11 protein-coding genes are annotated in these 12,126 nt (G+C 51.7%); 5 read left to right on the top strand and 6 right to left on the bottom strand.

Annotated features, from left to right (window positions below; genetic code table 11):
* Positions 1 to 37: 37 nt before the first annotated feature.
* Complete coding sequence (locus tag AC1DUO_RS08345) at positions 38 to 1,474, bottom strand: glycoside hydrolase family 1 protein (protein ID WP_119262314.1); 1,437 nt, start codon at positions 1,472 to 1,474, stop codon at positions 38 to 40.
* 367 nt (positions 1,475 to 1,841) lie between these two features.
* On the opposite strand from AC1DUO_RS08345, the gene AC1DUO_RS08340 reads away from it, so the two are divergent.
* From AC1DUO_RS08340 to yjiA, 3 genes are read left to right on the top strand one after another with little or no spacing between them, the layout of a single operon-like run.
* Positions 1,842 to 3,995 (top strand): carbon starvation CstA family protein, encoded by a 2,154-nt coding sequence (locus tag AC1DUO_RS08340; RefSeq protein ID WP_119262315.1) that lies wholly within the window; start codon positions 1,842 to 1,844, stop codon positions 3,993 to 3,995.
* Between the two features lie 60 nt (positions 3,996 to 4,055).
* On the top strand, positions 4,056 to 4,259 hold the full coding sequence (locus AC1DUO_RS08335; RefSeq protein ID WP_013578144.1) for a YbdD/YjiX family protein: 204 nt from the start codon (positions 4,056 to 4,058) through the stop codon (positions 4,257 to 4,259).
* 13 nt (positions 4,260 to 4,272) lie between these two features.
* Positions 4,273 to 5,244, top strand: a complete 972-nt coding sequence (gene yjiA / locus AC1DUO_RS08330) for a GTPase (protein WP_119262316.1) — start codon at positions 4,273 to 4,275, stop codon at positions 5,242 to 5,244.
* A gap of 30 nt (positions 5,245 to 5,274) precedes the next feature.
* Here yjiA and btsR read toward each other — a convergent pair whose 3' ends face one another.
* The 3 genes from btsR to AC1DUO_RS08315 all read right to left on the bottom strand — a co-directional run bounded on the left by btsR (position 5,275) and on the right by AC1DUO_RS08315 (position 8,806).
* Positions 5,275 to 5,994 carry a two-component system response regulator BtsR gene (gene btsR, locus AC1DUO_RS08325; protein WP_013578142.1) on the bottom strand — a complete coding sequence of 240 codons (720 nt, stop codon included), beginning with the start codon at positions 5,992 to 5,994 and terminating at the stop codon, positions 5,275 to 5,277.
* Positions 5,988 to 7,676: a sensor histidine kinase gene (locus tag AC1DUO_RS08320; RefSeq protein ID WP_013578141.1), complete on the bottom strand. Its 1,689-nt coding sequence runs from the start codon at positions 7,674 to 7,676 to the stop codon at positions 5,988 to 5,990. Before AC1DUO_RS08320 ends, btsR begins: the two co-directional genes overlap by 7 nt.
* Positions 7,677 to 7,909: 233 nt before the next feature.
* On the bottom strand, positions 7,910 to 8,806 hold the full coding sequence (locus AC1DUO_RS08315) for a LysR family transcriptional regulator (protein ID WP_013578140.1): 897 nt from the start codon (positions 8,804 to 8,806) through the stop codon (positions 7,910 to 7,912).
* Between the two features lie 101 nt (positions 8,807 to 8,907).
* Between AC1DUO_RS08315 and AC1DUO_RS08310 the strand changes: the two genes are divergently transcribed.
* Together AC1DUO_RS08310 and AC1DUO_RS08305 are read left to right on the top strand one after the other, a co-directional pair.
* The gene (locus AC1DUO_RS08310; protein WP_187514643.1) at positions 8,908 to 9,759 is read left to right on the top strand and encodes an alpha/beta fold hydrolase; all 852 of its coding nucleotides are present in this window, start codon (positions 8,908 to 8,910) and stop codon (positions 9,757 to 9,759) included.
* A 4-nt stretch (positions 9,760 to 9,763) separates the two neighbouring features.
* Entirely contained in the window at positions 9,764 to 10,366 is a 603-nt protein-coding gene (locus AC1DUO_RS08305) for a glutathione S-transferase (RefSeq protein ID WP_013578138.1), read from the top strand.
* A gap of 66 nt (positions 10,367 to 10,432) precedes the next feature.
* Here the strand turns inward: AC1DUO_RS08305 and AC1DUO_RS08300 are convergent, their stop codons facing one another.
* On the bottom strand, positions 10,433 to 11,539 hold the full coding sequence (locus AC1DUO_RS08300; RefSeq protein WP_013578137.1) for an ABC transporter substrate-binding protein: 1,107 nt from the start codon (positions 11,537 to 11,539) through the stop codon (positions 10,433 to 10,435).
* Positions 11,540 to 11,912: 373 nt separating this feature from the next.
* Positions 11,913 to 12,044 carry a hypothetical protein gene (locus AC1DUO_RS08295; protein WP_255563053.1) on the bottom strand — a complete coding sequence of 44 codons (132 nt, stop codon included), beginning with the start codon at positions 12,042 to 12,044 and terminating at the stop codon, positions 11,913 to 11,915.
* Positions 12,045 to 12,126 lie beyond the last annotated feature (82 nt).

Raw genomic sequence — 12,126 nt, 5'->3', positions numbered from 1 at the left:
TATCACCCGGACTGTTTTCAAACCTGGCGGGGGAATATCAGCTGATATCTGCGCCGTTCGTCTCGATCACTTTCTGATACCAGTGGAACGATTTCTTCCTGTAACGGTTACCGGTGCCGGAAATCTTATCGTCGAGGTCGACATAAATCAGACCGTAGCGTTTACTCATCTCACCGGTAGACATACTCACCAGATCAATACATCCCCACGGGGTATAACCCATCAGTTCCACGCCGTCGTCAATGGCTTCAGCCATCGCCTGAATATGCTGGCGCAGATAGTTGATACGGTAATCATCGGCAATAAAGTGGTTTTCATCCGGCTTATCGACGGCGCCCAGCCCGTTCTCGACAATAAACAACGGCTTTTCATAGCGATCGTACAGCTGATTGAGGGCAATACGCAGGCCGACCGGATCGATTTCCCAGCCCCATTCACTGGCTTCGAGGAACGGATTGCGCGCGCCGCCAAGCAAGTTGCCCTGCGCCGAAACCGCATCAGGATTGGTTTTGTTGATGGTTGAAGACATGTAGTAGCTGAAACCAATGTAATCCACCGTATGTTCTTTAATCAGCGCTAAATCACCCGGCTGAATATCCAGTTCAACACCCTGAGACTTCCACAAACTTTTGGCGTAATACGGATATTTACCACCGGCCTGCACGTCGGCGCAGTAGAAATTAAACGCCTGCGTCTCTTTCAGGGTTTCCAGTTGATTAACCGGATTACAGTCATAAGCGTAGTTGGTGGCAAACAGGATCATGCAACCAATCTGAATCTGTGCGTTGGTTTCATGGGCGATTTTGACCGCCAGACTGCTGGCGACAAACTGGTTATGCCACGCCTGGAATTTCGCCTGCGCCTCAAGCGCGCCGGTTTTTACCGTCAGCCCCTGACTCATGATCGGGAAATGCGCCGCGCTGTTGATCTCGTTGAAAGTCATCCAGTACTTCACTTTATGCCCAAAGCGGGTCAGCACCGTGCGGGCAAAACGCTCAAAGTGACCAATCAGTTCACGGTTTTTCCAGCCGCCAAACGCGGTAGCCAGATGGAGCGGCATCTCATAATGGGAAATGGTGATCACCGGTTCGATGCCGTGCGCAATACAGGCATCAATCACCTGATCATAATGCTTCAGCCCCGCTTCGTTAGGTTCCTGCTCAATACCGTTCGGGTAGATGCGGGTCCAGGCGATAGAAAAGCGGTAACATTTGAATCCCATTTCCGCGAACAGCGCGATATCTTCCTGAAAGCGATGATAGTGATCGATGCCTTTATGATTGGGATACGTGTAGTTTGCAGTATCAAGGGTGAAATCAAACTCCGGTGAGGAAACGATGTTCAGACGCGCTTTGCCACCCGGAATCGCATCGACAATCGACAGCCCTTTGCCATCCTTATCGTAAGCACCTTCAACCTGATTGGCCGCCGTTGCCCCGCCCCACATAAAGCCTTGCGGAAACTTACCTTTCATAAAAACTCCCTGAATGTGTTGATTGATCCCTCGGATCATTTAGCAAATGAATAATTTACCTGTCAAAACACGGCTCTGCCACAAAAGTTACGCCGATGCCCGGGCTTTCAGGCATAACCGGTGCAGTGATCTAAATCACAGATTTTGYTGCATTAATCGCTCCCTGAACCGCTTATTCCGCGTAATAACCGCTTATCTCCCTCTGTGACCGCTTACCAAGTTTCCCCCCTGCGCGCCTGCGAATTTGGCACCCTATGCGGGCAGTAAAGTGTGTAACAAAACAGGTCCCTGCCTCTCTGAAAGCGGTCCTTAATAAAGAAAACAGAGACGGGTATTTCGTGAGTCTTTTAAAATAACCGGGTTATTTATGAATAAAAAAGCATTATTCAAGCACATACCGTGGATGATTGTGGCTCTCCTCGGTGCCTGCTGTCTGGGTGTGGTTGCCCTGCGGCGGGGTGAACATATCAGCGCCTTATGGATAGTCGTGGCCTCTGTCTCGGTTTATCTGGTGGCCTATCGCTATTACAGCCTGTATATCGCGCAAAAGGTCATGAAACTCGACCCTTCGCGCTCGACGCCTGCGGTAATCAACAATGACGGCCTGAACTATGTGCCGACCAACCGCAACGTACTGTTCGGCCACCATTTTGCCGCTATCGCCGGGGCGGGTCCGTTAGTCGGACCTGTGCTCGCCGCGCAAATGGGGTATCTGCCGGGCGTTCTGTGGTTGCTGGCCGGTGTGGTTCTGGCCGGTGCGGTGCAGGACTTCATGGTGCTGTTCATCTCTTCACGCCGTAACGGCGCGTCCCTGGGCGAGATGATCAAAGAAGAGATGGGGCCGGTGCCGGGCACTATCGCCCTGTTCGGCTGTTTCCTGATCATGATTATTATTCTGGCGGTGCTGGCCTTAATCGTGGTGAAAGCACTGGCTGAAAGCCCGTGGGGCGTGTTTACCGTGTGTTCTACGGTGCCGATTGCCCTGTTTATGGGCATCTACATGCGCTTTATCCGCCCGGGTCGCGTGGGTGAGATCTCGGTGATTGGCGTGATCCTGCTCGTCGCGGCTATCTGGTTCGGGGGCGTTATCGCCAGCGATCCTTACTGGGGTCCGGCGCTGACCTTCAAAGACACCACCATTACCTTCACCCTGATTGGTTATGCGTTTGTCTCCGCTCTGTTGCCGGTGTGGCTGATTCTGGCGCCGCGTGATTATCTGGCAACGTTCCTGAAAATCGGCGTTATCGTCGGGCTGGCGATCGGTATCGTGATCCTCAATCCGGAACTGAAAATGCCGGCCCTGACCCAGTACATCGACGGCACAGGTCCGTTGTGGAAAGGCGCCCTGTTCCCGTTCCTGTTTATTACCATCGCCTGCGGTGCGGTGTCTGGTTTCCACGCACTGATCGCCTCCGGCACCACGCCTAAACTGCTGGCCTGCGAAACCGATGCCCGGTTTATCGGTTACGGCGCAATGCTGATGGAATCCTTCGTGGCGGTGATGGCGCTGGTCGCGGCATCAATCATCGAGCCGGGTTTGTACTTCGCCATGAATACCCCGCCAGCCGGTCTGGGCATCATCATGCCAAACCTGCACGAACTGGGCGGTGATCATGCGCCGATGATTCTGGCGCAACTGAAAGACGTCACGGCGCACGCTGCAGCAACCGTCAGTTCATGGGGATTTGTGATCTCGCCTGAGCAGATTATGCAAACGGCGAAAGACATCGGCGAACCCTCAGTGCTGAACCGCGCAGGTGGTGCACCCACGCTGGCCGTCGGGATTGCGCATGTGTTCCACAAAATTATGCCGCTGGCCGATATGGGCTTCTGGTATCACTTCGGCATTCTGTTTGAAGCGCTGTTCATCCTGACCGCACTGGATGCGGGCACCCGTTCCGGCCGCTTTATGTTGCAGGATCTGCTGGGTAACTTTATCCCGTTCCTGAAAAAAACCGATTCACTGATCGCCGGGATTATCGGCACCGCAGGCTGTGTCGGGCTGTGGGGTTATCTGCTGTATCAGGGCGTGGTCGATCCGCTGGGTGGCGTGAAAAGTCTGTGGCCGCTGTTCGGTATCTCAAACCAGATGCTGGCCGCCGTCGCGCTGATCCTCGCCACCGTCGTTCTGGTGAAAATGAAACGTACGAAGTACATCTGGGTCACCATGCTGCCAGCCATCTGGCTGCTTATCTGCACCACCTGGGCGCTGGGTCTGAAACTGTTCAGCACCAATGCACAGATGGAAGGCTTCTTCTACATGGCCGGTCAGTATAAAGAACGCATTGCCACTGGCGGCGCGAACCTGACACCAGAACAAGTCAGCAATATGCACCATATTGTCATCAACAACTACACCAACGCCGGGCTGAGTGTTCTGTTCCTGATTGTGGTGTACAGCATCATTTTCTACGGTATCCGCGCCTGCCTGCAGGCACGTAAAACCGACAAACGTACCGATAAGGAAACGCCTTATGTGCCGGTTCCTGCGGAAGGGATAAAAATCGCCTCCGGGCACTGACCGTTTACCTCAAAGCCCCGCACCCGCGGGGCTTTTCAGCATAAATTCAAAGGAGTACGTATGTTTGACAACTTAGGTGCGGCGAAGAAATACCTCGGTCAGGCCGCACGTATGCTGGTGGGCATACCGGATTACGACACCTACGTCCTGCATATGCAGACCAACCACCCGGATACGCCGCCAATGACCTACGAGGAGTTTTTCCGCGAGCGTCAGCAGGCGCGTTACGGCGGGGATGGTAAAGGCGGAATGCGCTGTTGTTAAGGGGAATAAAATTATGATGCCAATTGCAGTCACAGTATTAACAGGCTTCCTGGGTGCCGGGAAAACCACGCTTTTACGCCAGATCTTGCATACCCGGCACGAGATGAAAATTGCGGTGATCGAGAATGAATTTGGCGAGATGCCCATCGATAACCAGCTGATTGGCGACCGTGCCACACGTATCACCACTTTATCCAACGGCTGCATCTGCTGTACCCGTTCGGGCGAGCTGGAATCGGCGCTGCTGGATTTGCTCGACAGCGTGGATAAAGGCGAGGTGCAGTTTGACCGGCTGATAATCGAATGCACCGGCATGGCCGACCCCGGCCCAATCCTTCAGGCGTTTTTCGCGCATGAAGTCATCTGTGAAAGATATGTGTTAGATGGCGTTATCACGCTGGTGGATGCCGTGCATGCCATGTCTCAGTTGGATCAGTTCCCGCTGGCGCAGTCGCAGATTGGTTACGCTGACCGTATCCTGCTGACTAAAACTGATGTGTCCGGTGAATGTCCTGAGCTGACGGAGCGGCTGCAACGCATTAATGCCCGTGCACCGGTTTATAAAACAGTTCAGGGGGATATCGATCCGGCGCTGCTGTTTGATACCCGCGGATTTATGCTGGAGGAAGACGTGGTCGCCGCCAGACCGCTGTTCCATCGCCTCGCGCCACAGCAAAACACCGTTTCCTCGATTGTGGTAGAACTGGATTATCCGGTGGCGCTGACCGCGATATCGAAGGTGATGGAAGAACTGCTGGCCAGTTTTGCCGATAACCTGATGCGTTATAAAGGGATGTTATGGATAGCCGATCACCCGTGCCGCCTGCTGTTTCAGGGCGTACAGCGCCTCTACAGCGCCGACTGGGATCGCGAGTGGCTGCCGGACGAAACGCCGCGCAGTGCGTTAGTTTTCATTGGCATGCAGTTGCCCGAAACCGAAATCCGCGCGGCCTTTGCCCGGCTGCGTCCGGCCAGCCCTGTCTGACCCATGTGTCCAAAAGAAAAGCGGCGGGGTTTACAGCCCCACCGTCTCTTTCAGTGATTTCAGATAGCGGCGGCTGACCGGCACAATCTGACCATCACGCAGCAGCAGTTCCGCCTGGTTCTTATCCTCCAGACGGATCTCCTTCAGATAATCCATATTCACCAGATATTGCCGGTGACAACGTAACAACGGCGTACGAACTTCCAGCGTGCGCAGGGTCAGTTCGGTGAATGTCTCTTTGCCGTCCTGTCCGGTGACATACACCCCGCCGACCCGGCTGCTGACAAAAGCCACATCTTCAAGCTGCAACAACCAGATACGGTTACTGCTGATACAGGGGATAAACTTCAGCGGCTGCTGATATTGCGGTAACTGTGAGACATCCTGCTCCTGATAGCCCAGTCGTAATCTCGCCAGCGTTTTCTGAAGCCGCGCCGCCTGGATGGGTTTGAGTAAGTAGTCAAACGCGCACTGTTCAAACGCCTGCACCGCATATTCCTCGAACGCGGTGAGGAAAACGATGTGCGGGCGATGTTGCTGATCGAGCATACCGACCATTTCCAGCCCGCTGATGCGCGGCATCTGAATATCGAGAAAGACAATGTCAGGACGGATTTTGTGGATCACGCCAATCGCTTCAATGGCGTTGGTACATTCACCGACAATTTCAATATCGCTTTCATCCTGAAGCTGTAAGCGTAAATTTTCCAGCGCCAGCGGCTCATCATCGACAATCAGCACTCTTAACATGGCGCACCCTCCGCAGGCAGCCGTAACGTGACGCGGGTGAAATCATCCGGTTTACAACTGACCGTAATGCCATAATCATCGCCAAAGCGCGCCCGCAGACGTTTATCGACCAGGCTCATACCTAACCCGTCGCTGCTTTCTTCCGGCTGATATAACCCGGCGTTATCTTCCACTTCGATGATCACCATTTCGCCCTCACTGTAAGCGCGGATCACAATATTGCCATTGCTCAGCAACTGAGAAGTGCCATGTTTGATGGCATTTTCCACTAACGGTTGCAGGGTGAAAGCAGGCAGGCTCTGATCAGAAAAGGCCTCCGGTACCTGTAAATCCACCTTCAGTTGCGTCGGAAATCTTGCCAGCTCGATTTGCAGATAGGCATTCACATGCTCCAGTTCATCCGCCAGCGTCACGACTTCAGAAGAGCGTTTGAGATTCTTGCGAAAGAAGGTCGACAGGTACTGCACCAGTTGACCGGCTTTATCACTGTCGTGGCGGATCACCGCCATTAACGTATTGAGGGCGTTGAATAAGAAATGCGGATTAACCTGAGCATGCAACAGCTTGATTTCAGACTGTGCCAGCAACGCTTTTTGTTGCTCAAATTTACCGGCGAGGATCTGCGCCGACAACAGTTGGGCAATTCCCTCGCCCAGTGTGCGGTTGATGGAGCTGAACAGACGGTTGCGAACCTCATACAATTTGATCGTGCCAATCACCCGCTGATTTTCACCCCGCAGCGGGATCACCAGGGTTGAACCCAGCTTGCAGCTGGGATGCAGTGAACAGCGGTAAGGCATCTCGTTGCCGTCGGCATACACCACTTCATCGTTCTCGATAGCACGCCAGGTATATTGTGATGCGATGGGTTTGCCCACCAGATGGTGATCGTCGCCGATACCGGTAAAGGCCAGCAATTTCTCACGATCAGTAATCGCCACAGCCCCGATATCCAGCTCTTTCAGCAGCACCTGTGCCACTTTCATGCTGTTCTCTTCGTTGAACCCGCGTCGCAAAATGCCTTCCGTCGAGGCGGCCACTTTCAGCGCGGTGGCCGAAAACGCCGAGGTATATTTTTCGAACATTGCCCGCTTATCCAGCAGGATACGCATAAACATCGCGGCCCCGAGGGTATTCGTCACCATCATCGGTGCGGCAATGCTGCCGACCAGATTAAGCGCATCGTGAAACGGGCGGGCAATAAGCAGGATGATTAGCATTTGCAGTATTTCTGCAACAAAGGTGACACCAGCCGCTACCAGAGGATTAAATAACTTATCGATACGTCCACGTTTGATCAAAACGCTGTGTACCAGACCCCCTAATAATCCCTCGGCGATGGTTGAAATCATGCAGCTCAGCGCCGTCATACCGCCCATTGAATAACGGTGGATCCCGCCGGTCAGCCCCACTAACCCCCCGACCACCGGGCCGCCGAGCAACCCGCCCATCACGGCGCCAATCGCGCGGGTATTGGCAATAGAGTCCTCGATATGCAGGCCAAAGTAGGTTCCCATAATGCAAAAAATGGAAAACGTGATGTAACACAATAACTTATGCGGCAGCCGAACCGACACCTGAACCAGCGGAATAAATAACCGCGTTTTACTCATCAGCCAGGCAATCACCAAAAACACGCACATTTGTTGTAACAGCAGCAATATCAAATTGAATTCGTACATTCCCGGGCATCCAAAATACGACAAGCTGAAAATATATCGTGCTCAGATAAAATTTACCTTGAACCCGCCAGAAGAATGGGAATATTTTTATTGACGAATTAAATTTAATATTCTTCTAAATGAAATATCAGAAAACTATTTAAAGATGCCGTTCAGCAAACGGTAATATGTATTATGCAGACGCCACGACCCGATATTAATGAATCAGAAAGTCGCATGCCTCTCCGATAAAATCATGACTGACTGCTATTGATATCCCCCGCCTTAGCAGATCTCTGCATCAGCCGGCTCAGTATCAGACAGAAAGCCTCACTTGCAGGGTTATAGCGGTGTTCATTCACACGTAGCAGACAATCCACGGACGGCAACGGCATCCTCTGTTCAAGTTCGCAAAGATCGCTAACCGGTTTTGCGATGCTGAATTCATTCATTATTCCCACCCCAAGGCCTGCATTTATCGCCGCAAGCATACCTGCCACTGAAGGGCACTCCAGCATCACCATAAAGGTAATATCAGCCTGATTCAGTTTCTCCTCAGCCATACGGCGATAAAAACAATCTGTCCCCCAGGTGATCAGTTTAAGGCGATTACCGGATGCATACCGCCACGAAGGAGGTGCACACCAGTATAATTTTTCTGTCCAGAGTACCTTGTCTTCGCCGCTGGCCATGCCCGTGAAATCCTGGTGTAAAATGATGTCCAGTCCCCCCTCAGAAAAATGCTGACGCAGGAGATGGCTTTGCTCAACAACCAGCTGGACATCCACCTCAGGATGATGGTGAGTGAACAGAGCAATAACTGAACACACTTCTGTCAGAGAAATGTGTTCAGTTACCCCAACACGGAGCTTTCCGCGCAATGCCGAAGGTGAAAAATAGGCCACAGCGTTATCGTGTTCGCTGAGTATTTTCACCGCATGCTGGAGTAACACGCTGCCCTTTTCAGTCGGGCAGGCTTTCCCTGCGTGACGTGTCAGGAGCTGACACTGAAGCTGATCTTCAAGTCGCCTGAGTTTCCAGCTCACAGCAGACTGACTCAGGCTGAGGAGTGAAGCCGTTTTGCTCATACTGCCGGTTTGAACGACGGTTCTGAACACCCTGAGCGAATCAACGGAGAGGCGTTTGTTCATTTTATTATGACAAAAGTGGGTTACCAGAGGGAAAGAATGTCACTGGCGTCATATTCAGTCAACGGATAGCCTGCTCAGACTGAATAAAAGCGGAGCAAACTATGCCAGGTTGTAATCCATTACTGACTCAACACGTTGTGATAAAGGGTTGTCGCATTGCGACGGGGGTCCACGGCTCAGGCACGCCGCTGATTCTGGTTCATGGCACGCCTGCGCATTCTGTCATCTGGCAGACACTCGTCCCGATATTTGTCGACGCAGGCTTTCGTGTTCATCTGTATGACCTGCCTGGGTTCGGCGCATCCGAACGCCCGGTGAAAACGGATACATCGGTAGCCTCACAGGTGACTTTTCTGCTACGACTGCTTGAATACTGGCAACTGGATAAAGCACACTTTTTGGGTCACGACATCGGTGGGGCAATTTCACTTCGGCTGGCATTCGATTACCCGGACCGCCTCCAGACACTCACCCTCGCCGATATTCCAAGCTACGACTCCTGGCCATCGCCTACATGGAAAGACATGCGGGATAATTATGCGGAATATGCATTGATACCGGCCAGCCAACATTGTATTGCGATGTCACGCCAGCTAAAGATGGCCGTTTTTAAAAAGGAAGTGATGACAGGGGAACGGCTGGAGAGATATCTCGCGCCACTTTGTGGCGTGGTGGAGCAGGCCTCATTTTATCAGCATCAGGTCGCTCACTATAATTCCTGTTACACGGCAGACTTTGCGGAGAAGCTCCCTCTTCTGAATCTGCCCGTACAGATCTTATGGGGGAAAGAAGATGAATGGCAGCCCGTTGAATATAGCCAGCGTCTGCAACGCGATATTTCGTCTTCCACGCTGCATATCTATGAGCAGGCCGGACACTTTTTGATGGAAGATGCTCCACTGCCTGTAGCCAGACAGGTAGTCGAATTTATTAACAAAAATGAGGTGAGGTAACACTATGGTTCTGATCGGAATGCTGGATTCGCCCTATGTCAGACGCGTGGCTATCTGTATGAAAGTGTTGGGTATTGATTTCGAACATCGTCCGCTCTCGGTGTTTGCCGATTTTGAGACACTGGTGAAAATTAACCCGGCGGTCAAAGTCCCCACGCTTATCACGCAAGACAATCAGGTACTGATGGACTCAACCTTAATCATCAGCTATCTGGAGAAACTGTCCACCCGCTCTCTTGGCAATCCCCCCGAGTCCGGGCCGGAAGGCCTGCGGGAATTATGCCTCACGGGACTTGCTCTGACAGCCTGTGAAAAAGCGGTGCAACTCGTTTACGAACGACGCCTCAGGCCGGAGGAAAAGCAACATCAGCCCTGGGTTGATCGGGTGACCCGACAGCTCCGGGGGACATGGCAAATGCTTGATGACAGCCTGCAGGAAAGCGCCCCTGATATACTGACTGTAGCCGGTATCAGCATCGCCGTTGCCTGGAGTTTTACAGTATCGATGCTGCCAGATATCATGAACGCCGACCAGTATGCGCAAGCGAACAGCTTCACACAGCGGGCCGAACAGCGACCGCAATTTCTGGCAACACCCAGGGTGTAAGTACACCGATCCCTTTCAAAGAGAGCAAATGGATTGAAAGGGATCGATTAACAGGAAAATCCACGATCAGTGTGGTTTCTCACTGGCCGATAACGCAAAGGTTCCCACCGGCATGACAGGCAGGTATTTTTTATAATAATCGTGATAGTTTTTCACCGGATCAATATCCCTGAATAAATCTGGATAAAGGGACTTGGCGATAAACTGCACCATGGTGAAATCCACCAGCGTCCGTGATGCCCCCTGATAAACCCCGAAGAGTTTGTCGTTTTTAATTGCCGGTAATGAACTCCAGCCGTCGCGGTGAGCAAATCCGTTGAGTTTTGCTCTTGCCGTGGCTTCATTGACCCCGATGCCCATTTCTAACGCCGTATCGACTTTATTGTTCTCCCTGCCGGAAATAAAAATGACATCCGGTTTGGCAACCAGCAACTGCTCAGGGTTAATTTCGCCCCACTGTTTAACGAAAGGTGCCGCAATATTTTCACCACCGGCAAGACGCAGCATCACCCCCCACATATTTTCACCATAGGTAAATGAATACTCCGCCGGACCTTTATTGCCAAACTCAATATAGACTTTTGGCTTCGGCAGATTCGCCTGTCTGATCCTGTCTTCAATCAGCGTGATGTTATTTTTATAAAGCCGGGCAAGCTCATTCGCACGATCAGTCTGGCCGGTTAATATCCCGATAATTTCCGTGGATTTCACATGATTTTCCACTGTCTGATCATTGTAATCGAGCACGACAACCGGGATATTCAGGCTCTGAAGCTGCGTGACTTCATACTTCAGGGCGGCGTACTGCCAGCTGGCTAAAATAACCACATCCGGTTTCAGGCTAATCACTTTTTCCAGCGACACGTTGTGCAGGTCGATTTCGCCGATATCCGGAATGTTGGCGATGGACGGACGATATTTAATATACATATCCCAGTTCGCAGGGACTTTGCCATGCCAGGCTTCGCGGGAGATACCGACAATATGATCAAATGCCTGTTCACCACCGACCGCCATATAATCTTCAAAATAGAAACCTAATACCGCTCTTTTCACCGGGGTTTCTAAGGTTATTTTATTTCCCAGAACATCAGTCAGTGTCGTTGTTGCGGCACCGGACTGTCCGGTGATGACGACTGACAGCATAAAAAGCAAACCATGAAGTAACTTCATTTAATTCCCTTAGGTATTGTGTGATTATTATCTGAGGCTGAAAATTATTTTTATAGCAACCGGTTTATTGCACGGTTTATTTAACTTAAGTCGCCGTAACCCGGTAATACCGCCATGCCCTCATCGCGGCGGGATATTATACGTTTGGTCGGCTGCATCAGTACAGTCACAACTGCATGTTGCCGCAGGTCGGGCAAAAGGGAGCACCTGAGGTGAGTTTGGGCGATAACTGTTAATATGAAGCGGAAAACGCTTCTCAGATGCTGAGCTATAATTAAAATTTACCGATGAGAAGGATACTTATATGGCTCCAGTCGCGAGTATATCAGGTGGCGTAATATTTATTATCATTGGCATCGTGATGCTGTGGTTATTAATCAAGGCTTATAAAGCCAATCAGAACAAGAAGTTCTTCACGCCGAGCAAATGCATGCTGCTCATCGGGACCCTCGTCTCTTTCATTATCTCTCTGGTTTTTTTCACCTCCTCTTCCTGATGCCAGCATAATTTTTCCGTGAATGCCCCGGCCTCTGTGCCGGGGTTTAATATCCGACAAGATCGCCCTCTTTTTCATCCTCGACTATGAT

Source organism: Rahnella sp. P4_A8 (genome assembly GCF_056402435.1).
The sequence above is the reverse complement of the archived record's forward strand: the minus strand, read 5'-3'. Positions and strand labels throughout refer to the sequence as shown.